This is a genomic window from Paenibacillus sp. F4, from assembly GCF_002894905.1.
In the GTDB taxonomy this organism is placed as follows: Bacteria; Bacillota; Bacilli; order Paenibacillales; family Paenibacillaceae; genus Paenibacillus; species Paenibacillus polymyxa_B.
The window spans coordinates 209,113-225,863 of record NZ_POVS01000006.1 but is presented as its reverse complement, the minus strand read 5'-3'; the positions used below and the strand labels follow the sequence as shown (position 1 = coordinate 225,863).

General features: G+C 46.6%; 16 protein-coding genes. 6 read left to right on the top strand and 10 right to left on the bottom strand.

Going from position 1 to position 16,751, the window contains the following annotated elements:
• From C1T21_RS03535 to C1T21_RS03515, 5 genes are all read right to left on the bottom strand, one after another.
• Window positions 1–1,668: an ABC transporter substrate-binding protein gene (locus C1T21_RS03535; RefSeq protein ID WP_103047235.1), complete on the bottom strand. Its 1,668-nt coding sequence runs from the start codon at window positions 1,666–1,668 to the stop codon at window positions 1–3.
• 210 nt (window positions 1,669–1,878) lie between these two features.
• The gene (locus C1T21_RS03530) at window positions 1,879–3,642 is read right to left on the bottom strand and encodes a cache domain-containing sensor histidine kinase (RefSeq protein ID WP_103047234.1); all 1,764 of its coding nucleotides are present in this window, start codon (window positions 3,640–3,642) and stop codon (window positions 1,879–1,881) included.
• Entirely contained in the window at window positions 3,639–5,270 is a 1,632-nt protein-coding gene (locus tag C1T21_RS03525) for a response regulator (RefSeq protein WP_103047233.1), read from the bottom strand. Before C1T21_RS03525 ends, C1T21_RS03530 begins: the two co-directional genes overlap by 4 nt.
• Before the next feature lie 269 nt (window positions 5,271–5,539).
• On the bottom strand, window positions 5,540–6,313 hold the full coding sequence (locus C1T21_RS03520; RefSeq protein WP_103047232.1) for a class I SAM-dependent methyltransferase: 774 nt from the start codon (window positions 6,311–6,313) through the stop codon (window positions 5,540–5,542).
• A 194-nt stretch (window positions 6,314–6,507) separates the two neighbouring features.
• Complete coding sequence (locus C1T21_RS03515) at window positions 6,508–6,849, bottom strand: cupin domain-containing protein (protein ID WP_103047231.1); 342 nt, start codon at window positions 6,847–6,849, stop codon at window positions 6,508–6,510.
• A gap of 228 nt (window positions 6,850–7,077) precedes the next feature.
• Between C1T21_RS03515 and C1T21_RS03510 the strand changes: the two genes are divergently transcribed.
• The 4 genes from C1T21_RS03510 (at window position 7,078) to C1T21_RS03495 (ending at window position 10,482) form a co-directional block, all read left to right on the top strand.
• The gene (locus tag C1T21_RS03510; protein WP_103047230.1) at window positions 7,078–8,313 is read left to right on the top strand and encodes an FprA family A-type flavoprotein; all 1,236 of its coding nucleotides are present in this window, start codon (window positions 7,078–7,080) and stop codon (window positions 8,311–8,313) included.
• A gap of 36 nt (window positions 8,314–8,349) precedes the next feature.
• Window positions 8,350–9,543 (top strand): NAD(P)/FAD-dependent oxidoreductase, encoded by a 1,194-nt coding sequence (locus C1T21_RS03505; protein ID WP_103047229.1) that lies wholly within the window; start codon window positions 8,350–8,352, stop codon window positions 9,541–9,543.
• 2 nt (window positions 9,544–9,545) lie between these two features.
• Window positions 9,546–9,716 (top strand): rubredoxin, encoded by a 171-nt coding sequence (gene rd, locus C1T21_RS03500; RefSeq protein WP_007432984.1) that lies wholly within the window; start codon window positions 9,546–9,548, stop codon window positions 9,714–9,716.
• A 61-nt stretch (window positions 9,717–9,777) separates the two neighbouring features.
• Entirely contained in the window at window positions 9,778–10,482 is a 705-nt protein-coding gene (locus C1T21_RS03495; protein ID WP_103047493.1) for a Crp/Fnr family transcriptional regulator, read from the top strand.
• A gap of 131 nt (window positions 10,483–10,613) precedes the next feature.
• Here the strand turns inward: C1T21_RS03495 and C1T21_RS03490 are convergent, their stop codons facing one another.
• The 5 genes from C1T21_RS03490 to C1T21_RS03475 form a co-directional block, all read right to left on the bottom strand.
• Window positions 10,614–12,353 (bottom strand): glycosyltransferase 87 family protein, encoded by a 1,740-nt coding sequence (locus tag C1T21_RS03490; protein ID WP_103047228.1) that lies wholly within the window; start codon window positions 12,351–12,353, stop codon window positions 10,614–10,616.
• Between the two features lie 99 nt (window positions 12,354–12,452).
• The gene (locus C1T21_RS03485) at window positions 12,453–13,163 is read right to left on the bottom strand and encodes an MBL fold metallo-hydrolase (protein ID WP_103047227.1); all 711 of its coding nucleotides are present in this window, start codon (window positions 13,161–13,163) and stop codon (window positions 12,453–12,455) included.
• A 201-nt stretch (window positions 13,164–13,364) separates the two neighbouring features.
• Window positions 13,365–13,526, bottom strand: coding sequence for a hypothetical protein (locus C1T21_RS27210; protein ID WP_180984542.1), 162 nt, complete (start codon window positions 13,524–13,526; stop codon window positions 13,365–13,367).
• Between the two features lie 36 nt (window positions 13,527–13,562).
• On the bottom strand, window positions 13,563–14,204 hold the full coding sequence (locus C1T21_RS03480; protein ID WP_103047226.1) for an SDR family oxidoreductase: 642 nt from the start codon (window positions 14,202–14,204) through the stop codon (window positions 13,563–13,565).
• 100 nt (window positions 14,205–14,304) lie between these two features.
• On the bottom strand, window positions 14,305–14,904 hold the full coding sequence (locus C1T21_RS03475; RefSeq protein ID WP_103047225.1) for a TetR/AcrR family transcriptional regulator: 600 nt from the start codon (window positions 14,902–14,904) through the stop codon (window positions 14,305–14,307).
• Between the two features lie 242 nt (window positions 14,905–15,146).
• On the opposite strand from C1T21_RS03475, the gene C1T21_RS03470 reads away from it, so the two are divergent.
• Together C1T21_RS03470 and C1T21_RS03465 are read left to right on the top strand one after the other, a co-directional pair.
• Window positions 15,147–15,887, top strand: a complete 741-nt coding sequence (locus C1T21_RS03470; protein WP_103047224.1) for an ABC transporter ATP-binding protein — start codon at window positions 15,147–15,149, stop codon at window positions 15,885–15,887.
• Window positions 15,884–16,645 carry an ABC transporter permease gene (locus C1T21_RS03465; protein ID WP_103047223.1) on the top strand — a complete coding sequence of 254 codons (762 nt, stop codon included), beginning with the start codon at window positions 15,884–15,886 and terminating at the stop codon, window positions 16,643–16,645. The genes C1T21_RS03470 and C1T21_RS03465 overlap by 4 nt, the downstream gene beginning before the upstream one ends.
• Window positions 16,646–16,751 lie beyond the last annotated feature (106 nt).

Here is a 16,751-nt window from a genome sequence, read left to right as displayed (position 1 = left end):
TTATTTTTTACCGGGATTTTCGATTTTTTTGGCAACCTCCTTCGTGATCAGCTCCTCATACGCCTTTACATCCAGCTTGTTGAATTCAGTAGTGTATTCATTCCAAATCGCATCAAACTGCTCCGGTGCAGACAACACCAAACGCGGGAAATATTTGCGCTGCAGGTCCCCCTTCTTTTGCTGGAAGAGCTGCGCAGTTGAGCCTTGAGCAATCGGGATACTCCAGGCCGGATACCATGGGCGCTCGTCAGGTGCGGAAAACATTTGCGAGAAGGACTCTACACCATAGACTTTTAGTAGCTTTTTATCTCCATCGGTGTAGGACATACGCGCAACCTCAGGCTGCCGTCCGGGGCCAACCGAGTTGCCGTCAGGCAGGGTAGAACCGCTACCGTATCGCGGCCAACTGTATTCAAAATATTTGAACCCGAATGATTCGCGGAACGCGTCCTGACCAGTCTGCTTAATTTGCTCCTCAGTCCGGTAAAAGCGTCCTTTTTTATCTACATCATAGGTTTCTCCCTTGATTCCCCAGTTGGATAATATCTGGTTTTCGTCGGTCAGCAGGTTGTCAAAAAATTTGATGATACGTACCGGGTCCTTGGCACTGACCGTAATTCCTATGCCTCGGTTATTAACGAATGACGACGGATCAATGTACTGATCCTTTATATTCTGGTCGTATACAACAGGCAGCCCTATATACTCCATATCATCATTGCCCGATTGCTTGGAAGCCTCCTGCAGATTATTCAGGGCCTGCCCCGCCTGCCAGCGGTAGTCGAAAAAGCCCAGCACCTTACCCGAGGTCAGCTTCGCCAAATATTGATCGTAATTGTCCACAAAGGACGATTTATCAAATAGGCCCTCTACATTGAGCTGATTTAGCTCTTTCAGATACCGCTTTGTGATTTCCATATCTCCATAATCCGTGGCCCGGTGTGTTTTCATATCAATAATCGTGCCGCCATCATTCGGATAGCCTGCCAGATGCATCGGCGCGTTCGTAAGAGCATAAAACCTATCCTGCGTGGTTAACGCCAGGTACCCAGTCAAGCCCTCATCTGCATGCTTTTTCGCATAGTTACGAATCAGGGCTAAATACTCGTCAAGTGTTTTGATTTTGGGATATCCCGCTTCTTTTAATACCCTGCGTTGCACCCAAAAGGCTCCTTGCTCTAAGTTAGGCGCAGGTAAATAATCGCCTACCACCGCACTGAGCGGCAGAAAGTAAATGTTCCCATCCTCCGCCTTCATCAAGTTGTAGTACGGTCCATATACACGCTTAATATTTGGTCCATATTTGTCGATCAAATCATTCAGGGGAATAAAAGCCCCGGCATCCAGCAGCTTATCGATCGTGCCATCCGGTACTATCACATCCGGGTAATCGTTACTGGCAATAAATGTACCGATCTTTGTATTGGAATCACCCACCAAATGCTCCAGCTTCCAGTTTACCCCCGTCTGATCTTCCAGGATTTTGCCGATCCGCGTTTCATTGGTATTAATGTCCCTGCCCGCAGTGGCATTAAAATACGTGAATGTGACCTTCTCCTTGCTATCTCCTGACGCTGGCTCCTTCCCCGAGCTCCCTGAGCAAGCAGTGATCATAGATGCCATCATAACCATTACCAGACCGATGATTCCGAACCTTTTGCTTGTCATGCCAGACCTTCCCCTTTCGTCCTCTTTTGTCGATTGTGTGTGAATATCGTGTGCACGTACCTCAAGCACTGAGAATCCCGCACACCCTAAATTGTAAGCACTTTCATTTTATAAAATGCTGTTCATTTCGTTCACCTGTCAATCTAAAGGTGTTACTTAGAAAACTATAGGTAAAGGTCCTTCAAAGCAAAATAGGTACTGCTCTCCACCTCACTCCCGATCCACAGGAATCCTAATTCGAATCTCCGTACCCTCGCCGGGTGCACTGCGAATGGCAAGCTCAAAGCGGCTCCCGTAGTAAAGTTTAAGACGATATATGACATTTTGTAGACCTATACGCTCACCCATTTCTTCCTGCCTTTGCATGTAACCATATAAGCGTTGTACCTGTTCCTCAGACATGCCCACCCCATCATCCCGAACCGTTAGAATCAGTTGTTCTTCCTCATGCTCAAAATGAATCTCAATGCGTCCCCCATGCTTTAGCGGCTCAATGCCGTGGATACTTGCATTTTCAACCAGTGTCAGCGCAACCATTTTGGGAAGCAGATTGTCCAAGTCTTCAGAGCGCGCCTGCACTTCGTACTGTATTCGCTCACCAAAGCGATATTGCTGGATTTCCAGAAAACAACGGATCAGCTCCAGCTCCTCCCGCAAAGTAACCCGATCCTTGTTCCACACCAGCGAATTGCGGAAAATCCGTGCCATGTTATGAATAATGCGCGCTGTCTCATCCTCATGCTTCATCAAGCTCCGCATGCGAATCGTCTCCAGTGCATTGAACAGAAAATGTGGGTTGATCTGGCTGTGAAGTGCATTCAACTGGGCATGTCTGCGCTGAATTTCCAGATTTTTTCGCTGTATATCAGCCATATAGACATCGTTAATCAGTCGCTTTATTTTCAGCGTCATCCGATTAAACTCACCTGTTAATTGCCCGATTTCATCTCGCGACTCTATACCGCGAATCAGCTCAAAATGCTGGTTTTTCACCTTCTTCATGTGCTTTAAAATACGATGAATCCTCACGTTCAACGAACGTGTAATCCAAATAATGATTAATGTTGGCAGCAGCATATTTACACAGGTTAACAAGAGCACAAAATTGCGGGATTTCTGCATTTCATACAGCACTGCATCTCTCGATACCGCAGCCACAATGCTCCAGCCATTCAGATTGCTCGTAAGCACATAATTCGTCTTGAACTCCATGGTGTCCTCGGACAGCTTGAGAGTGTTATAGGCCACTTTTTTGTGGTTTATATCCACTTTGGGGTCCGTTGTATATTGGATTTCCCCTCGTTCGTTCAGCAGAAAGAGACTTCCTTGCAAATTCAGGTTATTGAAAATCTCCCGAATGGACGACATTCGCAGTTCTATTTTCAGTATTTTTTCACGACCATTTTGGGAATAAAAGTAGTTCATCCGCCGAATCAGGCTAAAAGGGTACAGCTGTTCGCCTGTACTGTCATCGGTACGTACAAATATAGGCTTGGACTGGCGTCCAGGCGGGATTTTGGTATACCAGGGCAAGCTTCTGACTCTCTCATCTATAAAGCTGATTCCCCCGGAATTCAGCAGCGTTGAATTATTGGTGTAGATCGTAATTCCACCTACGGAATGGTATGCAGGACTGTACGTGTTGTTCAAAATATGACGTAAATAAGAGTCATAAGCGGCGATATAGTCAGCAGGGTGGGGATATGTTTCTTCCAATACCTCATTGAGCTGATGATCAGTATAAAAGATAGACGAGATTTCCATCGCATCTTCAAATTCACGGTAAAATTCAATTTTAATCTGTTCCAGTGCGCGCGAAATATCCTGCATACGCTGTTCTTTCACATTTTGCGAGGTGACATGGTAAAAAATCAGATTGGTCAGCACTACAGGCGTAAAAACACAGAGAAAATAAAGCAGCAGCATTTTATCTCGCAGTCGCACATGATCAAGAGTCATTCTCAGCATCTTCATTCGCCGGCCCTCTCTGACTCGTTGCCAACAATCAGGCTGTTGCGGTATTCGCTTGGTGTGGCGTGCGCCATCTTTTCAAACTGGGTAACAAAATAGTCTGAACTACCGAAGCCCACGCGCTCAGCAATTTCATAAATCCGCAGATCTGTCTGCCGCAACAAGCGTTTCGCCTGCTGAACGCGCAATTTCAGCAGAAACTCGTTAAAGTACACACCGTATGTTTTTCTGAACAATTGACCGAGGTATACCGGGTTCATGTAAAAGCGAGCCGCAATGCTTTTTAGGCTTATATTCTCGGCGGCATGCTGCTCAATGTAAGCACGGATGTGCTGGATGCCTCCCTGCTGACAATCCTTGCGCAGAACCCCAATATACCTTCCACTTTCCTCTGCAAAAGCTGTAAACAATCGCTGTAGTTCACCTAGGGACAGGTTCATGTCCTGCCAGTTCATCATCGGTTCTAGTGACTGAAGTGAGCGCTCATCTCCCTGCATGTTTTGAATGACCCGAACGATACTAAGTACGCACTGATGCAAACTCATTTTCATAGCCTCAGGAGCATAACACTCCTCCCGAAAGCTGCTAAATAAATAATCCACGGCCACACGCAGCTCATCCAACCGCAGTTCCTCAACTTGTTCCGTCAAGCGATCCAGTACGTCCTGAGGGATGGTCTTATAGTGAAGTGGTGGCATTTCCTCCTGTAGATAAACAACAATACCGCCATGGTCATAAATGTATTTATGGAGCACTGCTTCCTTCGCACAGGCATAGGACTGCTGGATATCCTGCAACCGATTCACAGGCTTTCCTGCATAAACGAAAACTCGACTTCCCAGCTGATCTTTTAGTGTCTTCATCCCCTCTATCTCTCGTTGTAGCGCTTTCATAAAAACCTCAACCTTGCCTTCAAAACACTCCAAAAAGAAGTCCGGTACGATAAGACCAATCCGGTTACGATGCTCATGAACATAGAGAGGGTACTTGCCATTCATTAAACGATGAAGCGCTTGCTCTATAAGCTCCCTGAATTGGAAAAGCGATAGCATGATATTATTGTCACCGGAGCGCCAGGGATGTTGGTCATTCAGCTCGACGAGTACATAGTACATATAAGTGGCTTCCCCAAGCCGTAGCTGCTGCTCCCACTGTGTCACCACTACATCATCCACTGGGTTCATCATCACAGTCTCTAACAGCCCACCTGCATGGTGATTCTGATATCGTTGTGCATTCTGTTGTTCACGATGCAGTCTTTCACTCAGCTTGCGCAATGTAGCCGAAAAGTCACCCTCATCAATCGGCTTAAGCATAAAATCATGAACCCCATAGCGGATTGCCTGCTGCGCATAAGCAAAATCACTATAGCCGCTTAAGATAATAAACGCGGGATGTTCTGTACTCTGTTCGAGCACAGACCGAATCAGCTCTAATCCGTCCAGCACAGGCATACGAATATCGGTAATGACCAGGTCCGGGTGAATACGGCTGATTAGCTCCAGCGCATCCTCACCGTTATCAGCTTCTCCTACGATTTCAAAACCACAGGCTTGCCAATCCATGAGTTGAAGCAGCCCTTTACGAGTAAAGGTTTCATCATCCACCACAATGGCTCGATGCAGCTTCATAACACGCTTCCTCCTTTTGAAGTATGCCTATTTTATTATTTTGGTTAACTATTCCAATGATCTCAGTCACTATGGTAATGTAAAACATCAGGAATTGGAAATTTTCATTACGCCTATTATATGACGAACAGAGGGGTGCAAAGCATGCGCACGCCAGCGGCCAAGCCAAAGCAGCAAATATACAAAAAGGAGACGAATCCCTGAATAGGGGTTCGTCTCCTTTTTTGCTATTGCGTAAAAAGCTTTATTCTCTTATTCGTGAATTCAGGCTATCGCTCAGCGATGATACTGACCGCTTGCAGATGGTCGGCGTACTTTACAAACTGCTTGCGCATACCCATAACCCTTGTCCGGGCAGCATGGTTACGCATAAGGTTAAAGGCAATTTTTCCCAATCTCAACCAGCCCTCGTCCTGAATGATACGTGGCAGATGCAATAAGTGCATGGGAACCGTATAGATTTTAACGACCTTAAAGCCTTCCTCTTTCAGCAGCTGTTCCCACTCTGACACCGTCAGCGGTGTCGCATTAACTCTCATGGCTACAGCCAAATCCTTGTAAATTTGTTTTCTGAGCGTAGGCTCAATATGGTTAGAAGCAAGGCACATCTCATGAATTGCATACTTCCCGCCTACTTTCAAAAGCCGCCTGGCTTCCGAAATAATCTGCGCTTTCTTGGCCCTTGTATGCATCGTCAGCATGGCTTCCCCATATACCACCGTCGCAGAGGCATCCGGCAACGGAACCTGTTCAGCATCGGCAATAATGACTTCCCGATTTGCTCCGCTTGCATACGTTTTTACGATAGAAGCCGCCTTCTCATTCTGTTCAATTGCAATATAACGACGGGGATTAAGCCGCAGTGTGATTTGGGCAGTTATACCCAATCCGGGGGCAAACTCAATAACCTCATCCTGTCCGGTTACGTCAAGTCCCTCTATCATCCAACGTGTCGTTTTTAACCCTCCGGGCCTAAGCACGCGCTTACCGAGACTTGCTAATATCCAGTGCCCTGGCACCTGCTTGTAATCTACTGTCTGCATTGGCTATTAACACCTCTTCTTAAAATTTGATAATGATATTCATTATCAATATAAGTGTAAAAAAAAATAACCTTTTTCTTTTTTTTGATATGAGCATGTTGCATTATGAAATATCTATATATTGCCAATTAGAGATCCACTCTTACGATTTATGCCAATGCTCCATTTATACAATGATGGTGCTGTGCCCTCTTTTATATGTTCTGCGCATAGCTTTCACTTGGCGTTTGGGTCAACACTACATGCAGACTGGAATTTGCCTCTGCACCGCCACGATAGGAAAAGTGCTCATCTCCCGTAACATGAATGATATCCCCTTGGACAACTTCCGTTGCTTCGCCGTTCACAGTTACAATACCGCTGCCTTCAAGAACAAGCAAATATACATTCGCTCCTGGGTGATTATGTGTTGGCAACTCAGCATTAGGAGTAAAGTTGAGAATAAAAATTACATTGTCGGCTTCCTTATGCACAATTCGTTTTGTAAACGCAGCTTCCTTATATTCCTGAAATTGAATGAGATTTGATTTTTTCATATTGGTTCACGCTCCTGTTTGAAATTAAATTTGCTTAAGATGGATTAATACCTTTATTGTATTGGATTATTTCGTTCGCCTTGTGATTGCAATCACAAAACTAAATTTAAGTAAAAAATACTTTTAATTATTTAAAAATTTGATTTCAATCATCTTTTTCATCGACACATCCAACTAGAATCGGATTATGCAAGATGCTAAAACAATAACAAGCAGGAGGTTATTCCTATGAAGCCCGGATTCAAGCTGGCAAAGGATATTTATTGGGTAGGAAAAATTGATAATCGTGAGGTTCCCTTTCATCGTCTTCTACTATCAAAGGGTACAACCTATAATGCATATCTATTGAAAACCGGAAAACCGACCATTGTAGATACCGTGGATATGGCGTTCGGTAGAGAATTTGCCGAAGCTGTAGCCGAATTGATCGATCCATTGGATATTCAATATATCATCGTCAATCACACGGAACCAGATCACTCGGGCGGATTGGCGGCACTTGCTTCCAAGGCAACGAACGCTACGATTGTCTGCACTGAGATTGCCGTTCCGGAAATTCAACAAATGTACAAGCTTCAGCATCGCAACTTCCTCGTAATCAAGGATGGGGATCAACTGGACATTGGAGGCAAAACGCTGCTGTTCAAAGAAACTCCTTATCTGCATACGGAAGAAACCATGATTACGTATTGTATAGAAGATAAAATCTTGTTCCCTTGCGATATTTTCAGTACACACGTGGCTGTAGAACATCTATTTGCCGATGAGGCTGGTTTTGATATCACCGAGGACTTTATCGGATACTACCAGGCTATTATTCATCCACATCGCAGATATGTGCGCACATTAATCGAAGCTGTTGCCGATCTGGATATTGAGATGATTGCACCTTCCCACGGCTTCGCGATCCGACATGATATTGCCAAGTTTATTGATTTGTACGCCTCTATGAGTACCGAAACCAAGGAGGATAAAAAAGTCGCGATTGTCTATGCCACCCTGAAAAATAATACTAAAAAAATGGCAAACATCCTGAAGGACTGCTTTTTGGAGAACCAAATCAAGGTGGAGCTATGGGACGTGGATAAAGCCGATGAAACGGAAATATTGAATAGTATTGCCTCAGCAGATGCTGTTTTCGTCGGTAGCTCTACCAAATATGCCGACATGACGGGCAAATTGGAAGACCTATTGCAACAAATGCAAAAGATGAATCTGGAAGGCAAGCTGGCTGCTGCCTTTGGTTCCTACGGCTGGAGCGGGGAAGCCATTGAAGTTGTACAGGATTACTTGAACGGTACTAATATGAAGGTCCAAAGCACTTCAGATGTAATCAAATCAACGGGTATGACCCATGTAGAATTCCCGGTACGTATTCGTTTCTCTCCTACAGAAGTTGAAAAAGTGAAAAAAATTAAAAATGCCGCTGAATTTGTCTCAGATCTACTGCTTAGTGTTATTTAAAACACAGTAGCGTATAGCGAATAGGAGAGATACTGAATGGGTAACCAACATTACGTTATTATCGGAGGCAGTGTCGCCGCCGTCAACGCGGCAAAAGCGATTAGAGATCATGATGAGCTGGCCGAAATTTCTATTTACGGGGAGGAAGCATCCTTTCCGTATAACAGAGTCAAACTTTCCAAGGGACTATTCACTGATTTGCACAGTGACAAAATCCTGATCAAAAAGGAAAAATGGTTTGCCAATCAACGAATTCATGTGTATTCCGGCATCAAGATAACCGAGATACATCCTGAGGACTGTACTATCAAAACAATAGATGGACAAACCGTTGCTTATGACAAGCTGTTGCTGTGTACAGGAGCTCACAACCGTAAGCTTGTGCTGGATGGGGCTTCTCTAAGGAACGTTCACAATATCCGTTTTCGACAAGATGCAGATAGCCTTAAAGCGGAATTGCGACAGGGAGACCGGATATGTATCATCGGCGGCGGTATTCAAGGCGTGGAAACCGCCTGGTCCTTCCAGCAAGCAGGGTATGCTGTAACCATACTGGAAGCTTCGCAGCGGCTTATGCCCCGCCAGCTAGATGAAAAGGCCTCCGCTATTTTGACCGATCAAATGACCGAACGGGGTACTCAGGTCCGCCTTGGGCAAGGCGTAAAACGTATTACAGGCACAGATCACGTAGAAGGTGTGGAACTACAGGACGGCTCTGTTATCCCTTGCGAGCATGTCGTGTACTCTATCGGAATTGTACCGAATACGGAGCTTGCTCGCCAAATCGGCCTTGATATTGGACAAGGCATTCTGGTGAATGCGCAGATGGAGACCAGCTCCGCCAATATCTATGCAGCAGGTGATGCAGCCGAATTTCAGAGTAGAGTAGATGGGTTATGGGAAAGCGCAATGGAGCAGGGAAAAATAGCAGGCGCTAATATGGCGGGCGCATCCGTCAGCTATCAGCGTCCCCTCCCTGTAACCCTTTCGAACTGCTATGAATCTCCTCTCTTTTCCATCGGTCTGGTAGATGAACAAGTCTGCGACACCAGCCTGATTATTAAAAATCGAGCTTCTTATACACGTATGTTCATACAAAACGGCTCTATCTGCGGCGTGATTGGCTTTGGGGATGCCCTTGCTTCACTACCATACAAAACAGCCATCATGCAGGGACTCAAACCGGACGCACCAGAGCTTACAAAAATTTTGAATGACAAGGAGAATTAGAGATGAAAAAATATGTATGTCAGCCCTGTGGATACATTTATGATCCTGCTATCGGTGACCCCGATGAAGACGTTATGCCTGGTACAGCGTTTGAGGATCTTCCAGAAGACTGGGTTTGTCCAGTCTGCGGTGAGGATCAAAGTCATTTTGCCCCAATAGATGATACAGAATAACAACCATGCGCTATAACCTGTAGTTTCCGGTTTATGAATGGAGTGAATGAATGTGAATGAGATGTCCTGTCCCTGCCAGTGCGAAAAGGAGCCCTGTGCCCGCAAAGTGCCTATCTTTTCCTCTTTGTCCTGCGAAGATTTGTGTAAGGTCAGCTCTATGATCCGACACCGAAAATATCAGAAGGGTGAAGCCCTGATTATCGAGGAACAAGCATCCGATACGCTGTACATTATTAAAAGCGGGCATGTCAAGCTGCTGAAGATGACGCCTCAGGGCAAGGAGCAAATTCTGCACATTCTGACAACTGGCGATTTTTTTGGCGAGTTGAACATATTTAACAGCGATGAGCTGAGTAACTTTAGTGCGTATGCCTTAAAAGATACTGATATTTGTATACTCACCAAGGATGATATGGAGCAGTTGATCCGCAACAATCCCGATATCTCTTTGAAGCTGCTCAAAACCATTACTAAACGCTTGGCACATACCGAAAACCTGGCTCAAAGCCTAGCTACCAAAGACCCGGAAATCCGCATCGCCTATATGATTCTTGAGCTTGGACATAAATATGGCAAGCCGGACGGCTCCTACATTAAAATAAATCTCCCCCTTTCACGTGAGGAACTGGCTAATTATGTGGGTGTCACCCGCGAAACCATCAGTCGCAAATTCGGAAAATTTGAACAGCTGGGGATTATTCATAGCAAGGGTACAAGAGAGATTACCATCTGCGATGTACAGAAACTGAACGAATATATGGATTGAGACACATAGATACAATGTTACTCTAACATGAGGACAACAAAAAACCGCTTCTTTAACTTATGGATTGCAGTTGATCTATCAACCACTTCCATTTCGTTAAAAGGCGGTTTTTTAGCATATTTTATACTCCACTAACTATCAATTGTCGTGTTTACACCTTGGGAAGACGCTCCCCATGCAGGCTGCGCTGAAGGAAGTTCTGGCGAAACTCTGTCTGTAGAAGGAGCAGTCTCAATCGTGGTCGATTTGGAGCAATCCCACACTACTTTGACCAAATACCCAAACAACAACACATTCAACAATGATGTCACACACAAAATAATACCGTATTGATCCCGAGAGTTGGAGCTATAGAAGATATCAAAGGTGTTCAGAAAAATGGTAAGACTGAATCCACCCGCAAGCCACAAAAATCTGCGGTTTCGTAAATACAGATACGCCAGTACAGCTAACGCGGCCGCAGGGAACAAGTACCGTTCATGCATGCTGGAAGCGAAGGTAAATACACCTGCAATGAGCACCAGCGCAGCTGCTGCTGCAAATTGTGGTTTGCGACTGCGGATATACATCCACCATGTAAATAGAGTCACCAACACAATGCAGATCATACCCCACGTATGGTAACTGAACAGGAACAGCGTTGTAGTGTCCTGCGTATAATTGCCACCAATCAGTGCAAAAAAGTTATACGCGTTCACCGAAGCATACGGATATTCGCCAACCGTTCCCTTGTATAGATCTAGCAGCCATAACGGCTCCTGCCCCCACGAAAATGGTAATATGACCAGAATGGTCGTCACAACGGCACCGCCAATGGACAACAGCCAAGGCTGTATTTTACGTTGTCTCAGCAGCTCAAAGAACAAAACAGGCCCATAAATAATCCCCTGCGGCTTCATCAATACGGCTACCGTAAACAATACGGCTGACCAGCCGACCCGGTTTTCCACAAGCAGCACAATCATGCCCACAATCAGCATAGTAAAGAAAGAATCCACCTGCCCCCAGAAGGTCGAATTGATAAATACAGCTGGGTTAAACACGTAGAATATAGCCAATCCAAGGCTTATTCCAAAGCCGACCCGTTTGCTCGCCAACCGGTACAGCATGTACGCTGTCACGATATCGGCTAATATATTGGGAAGCCGCAACAGCACGGACATATAGGGACTGAAAGCATCCGTAGAGCCGATTTGACCGATCACATATAAAATATAAATATAGAACGGCGGATAATCACTTGATCCGTTCGTGTAAAAGCCCGATAAGCTATCCGCTGCTGTCGTAGCCCAGTTCCGGAATAGCATTAAATCCATGTGACCCGAGATCCACGGGGCGATCGCCATTCTTAAAAAGAACCCCACACCCAGCACAGTCCACAGCATCAGTCCCCGATTACGTTCCCCGAGCTTCCATTCACGAGCCCGAAACCGGCACGCAATAAACACGAACGCACCGAAGAACAAAGCGGCGAAAATCGCCAGCGGAGTAGCATAAGCAGATGAGGAGTTGCCACTTCTTCCACCGCCCATGCCAGATCCGTTACCAGACATGCCACCGGGGCCTCTGTGCTGTCCGTCTCCGGCAACACCACTGCTGCCCGAAGAAGTATCATTCCCGGCCGTTGTACCTTTGTCACCCGATGTCGATGTCCCCTCAGTGGAGGAGTTGGTAGGTTGCCCCGGTCCCCTCATACCTCCACCAGGTCCGCTTCCTCCTCCGAACCCACCGGATGGGCCCTGCCTAACAGCCGCAGACTGGGACGCAGAACTACCTGAATAACTCCATAACGAAACGACACTAGCGACAGCACACAATATGAGACTAAATAGAAGTATATATTTCAGACCGTTCGCTTTCCAAACGTTCAAATCCGATGCACCTCTCTCTGTTTCTATTTTCCCATATTGTATCTGCCTTAGCTTAGGACTTTGTGAGTTCTGGCTGAATGTTGGCTGAATACCGAATCATCACACTGAAGTTTGTCGTTCCAGCTCCATAATCGCCCTTTCCAGCTGAGATTGTGGATGCTTCAGCATGTTACCGTGACCGACAGCTAATAAAGATGGATTGAAACTCGCCAGCTTTTTGGCGCTTTTCAGCGAAATTTCCTTGTTCCAGGTAGCCAGTGCCGGAAAAGGAAACCGCGGCTTAAGCCTTCCCGATACCGCTACACCGCCTCGGGTCTGAAAGGCGTCGCCTGCAATTAGCGCTCGGGTACGAGTATCCAAAAATGCCATCGAGCCCGGCGTATGTCCCGGTGCGCTGATCGCCAACAGCGAACCTACATGATCCCCGTCCTCCAGTAAAACGTCAGGCTGGGTAAGGATATGCTTCGGTACATCGCCTCGAATAGGAGTATCCGGTTCTCCTGCCTCCAACGATACATCGCCCTGTAGCAGCGGTGCGTCCCGCCTTGAAATGAATACTTGCGCGTCAGGATACCTTGCCTTGAGCTTATCCAACGCCCCCACATGATCCCCATGGGCATGGGTAAGTACAATTCGAATAATCGGCTGCCCGATCCGCGCCGCAGCCTGCGCTATACCACGGGTACTGTATGGCAATCCGGCATCTACTAAGGTGAGCCCCTCTTTCTCCTCCACCAAATAACAGTTCACCGGGAACAGCCGGGGCATAAACGTCAATTGATACACATGCTGCACCTGAACAATACGCATTTATCTCATCTCCTTGTCTTAATTATAAACTAATTATATTAGTATTATAAATAACATAATTAGTTTTAAGCAAATATTTTTGCTGCTATTCAGCTGGAGTTGGAGCTTGGAACTGCTACGGAGACGATCATACTGAGAAAATAGCAAAAAGCATCCCCGGGACTCTGCCCCCGGGGATGCCTCTCAAAACAAGAATTAATCTTAGATACGCATATCGGTTAAAGATATCTTAGAAGGAGCATTTCCTCCTGTTATTAATAACGAAGCCTTCTTGGCTATTTCCTCTTTATCAAACGGAGTAATTCCAGATGCCCATAAAGCGAGAAGATGACCATTGTGGCCGTCTTCTCGCTTTTTTGTCATTTATAAGCGTCCCTTGGGCAACAACTTCATCCGTAATTACAGCCGGATTGCCTCAGCAATAGGCGTACTGCCAGACACCAGATTAATTGCACGATGATACGTCTGCTGTTCCTCCAGCACTGCTACCACCGCTGCCGCCACATCTTCACGAGAAATGGTGTGGCTGGTGAGCTCCTCACCGGTAGCAACTTTTCCGGTGCCCACATCATCCGTCAGGCCACCCGGACGAAGAATCGTGTAGTCCAGGTTGCTCGCTTCCAACAGGCGGTCAGCGTAATGCTTCGCCACATAATACGGTTTAATGGATTCAGGCCACTGCTCCCGATTCTCCGCATGAAGGGCGCTGACCATAACGAAGCGCTGGATACCCGCTTGTTCGGCAGCTTCCATTGCCTTGACCGCTCCATCCAGGTCGATAAGCAACGTTTTATCCGCTCCTGTTTTTCCACCGGAGCCTGCTGTGAATACGACAGCATCGCTGCCTTTTATAGCTGCGGCAATTTCACCAACCGTCCCTTCGAGGTCAGCTACCACCGTTTCTGCTCCCAAACGTTCAAGCGCTTCGGCCTGATCCGAATTGCGGATCAACGCCTTTACGCGATGCGATTTATTTTGCCCCAGTAGACGGACAAGATGTCTGCCTACTTTTCCATTTGCACCAATCACCAGTACGTTCACTCATACCCCTCCTGTATTCGCAGTCTCTCATCTACATTATACAGATGTATTTTACCCTTCGGGTCTGCGACGCAATCATGTTAGCTGCATCAGGTTGAAATCAGACTTCTTTGGTAAGCTCGGCATCTCGCTTTTGCCGCACACGCAGACCTGCCAAAAAGGTAGCCATCATCACCTCAATGCTCCGGTCTACTTCCACAGGTAAACCAAAGCCGCCCTTTTGTTCAAGCGAGGCAAATCCATGAAGCAGACTACGGAATCCCCTCGCTGCATGAATGCAATCTTCTTCCTTAAAGCCATAACCACTGGACAGGACGGTAATGACCAGCTTGGCCACGCGATCCGCAGCCTGCCTCATTTCGGTATTATTTCGATCAGTTGCATACAGCATCGCTTCATACAAACCGGGTCGCTCGCGAGCATACTGCATATACGCTTTCCCCATAGCGGTCAGTGCATCTTCGCCCGCTCTACCAACCGCTGCGCTCATCAAAGTTTCCTCCAACTGTTCGAGACTGTGCAATGCCAGTACTTGGCGCAGTCCGTTCAATCCGTCCACGTGGTTATACAAGGACGGAGGACGAATGTGCAGCTTTTGCGCCAGCGTGGTGAGCGTGACATCCCCCATCCCTTGTTCATTGGCAATGTCCTCGGCAGCCCGCAGGATATCTTGCAGTTTTACTCCGTTTCTAGGCGACATCATCCTGTCTCCTTCCATCGAATTTCTATGTAATCCGGTTCCTTATACATATACAGAGTCGATCCAGATTCTATTTTAACTAATCCTGTTAGTTTATACAAAGAAGATGCCGTTTACAACAGCCAACCTGCATCGAACCTTTATAGAAGAGCATAGCAGTCATTACTGATATAATAAAAAATAAGATCATAGAACGGATCTAATCCCTTTCCCGATCCCCTACAAAGGAGCTAGCTATATTTATGGAACCCAAGCCATTTCCAGCTATTGAATTCAATCACATTATCAAATATTTCACCGGGTCTAGACAGCAACGTGCTGTTCTGAACGGGATTACAGCAAAAGTCTCCCCCGGCAAAATCACCACGTTGGTCGGTCCATCGGGGTCTGGTAAAAGCACGTTGCTTTCACTGTGCAACCTCCTAATGACACCGGATGAAGGGGACATCCGTGTCCTCGGCAAACCTATATCGGAGTGGGAGATCCCTGAACTGAGACGGAAAGTAGCATTGGTTTTTCAGGATGCCCCCATGCTTCAAGGAACTGTCCTGTACAATCTCCAAACCGTAGAACGGCTGCACGGTACGGTGCTGTATGATCCGGCTGGCCTGTTGGAACGCGTAGGACTCACTCGCGACCTGTTGGAACAGAAGGCGCAGGAACTGTCCGGCGGACAAAGACAGCGATTGGCCTTGGCGCGAACGCTTGCGAACCGCCCGGATATTTTACTGCTGGATGAGATTACTTCTGCACTGGACCCTGCCTCGGTCAAAGAGGTTGAGGAACTGCTGCTGCAAATGAACAAAAAAGAGGGAACAACGATGATCTGGATTACGCATCATATGGAACAAGCCCGCAGGGTGGGCCACGAAACATGGCTGATGATCGACGGAAGACTGGTAGAACAAGCGGATACGGAGACGTTTTTTAATGCCCCGCAGCATAGTGAGACCCGCAGGTTTGTAGCAGGAGAATCGGTATGACGATTGTTGCCTTGATTCTCTCTCTCGGTTTTGTATTTATCGCTATCGTCATGTCCAAATCCTTCAAACTCGGTCTGGACCGAGACATGATCATCGCCACGATCAGAGCGTCGGTTCAACTGCTGGCAATTGGATATGTATTGCATTTGATTTTTGGGATGCAAAGCTACGGATTTATCGTATTATTCATTCTGCTCATGATTACCGTAGCCTCACAAAATGTTGCGCGCAAAGGGCGATTTATCCCCGGTCTCATGTGGAAATCGTTCCTGACGCTGCTGTGTGTGGAAATCGTTACGCAGGCGTTCCTGATTGGCTTGCATATTATTCCGGCGACAGCACGGTATATGATTCCGATTAGCGGCATGATCATTGGCAGCTCCATGATTTTATCCAGCCTGCTGGTGTCCCGGCTCAAGTCGGAGGTCCTGCTGCGCAAGCCTGAAATCATGCTCATTCTGGCGCTAGGCGGCACGCCTAGACAAGCCATCTTCCCTATACTCAAGGATTGCATACGTTCCAGTATGATTCCAACCATTGAGGGGCAGAAAACGCTGGGGCTTGTCCAGCTTCCCGGCATGATGACCGGACAAATCATCGCAGGTGCCAATCCGATTGCCGCCGTGCGTTTGCAATTGCTAATTGTATTCACTACCATGACCTCTGCTATTTTGACCAGCGTGCTGCTCAGCCTGTTCATTTATCCGACATTATTTAACCGCCAGCAACAACTGCACACAGAAGCATGGGAACGCTGACCGAGGCAGATATATCCAGTTATCTGTGATTTCGCAAAATAAAAGAGACATGTTTAATTCCTGACACAAAGGTTAATAGATACACGTACCCGCTTTACTAAAATTC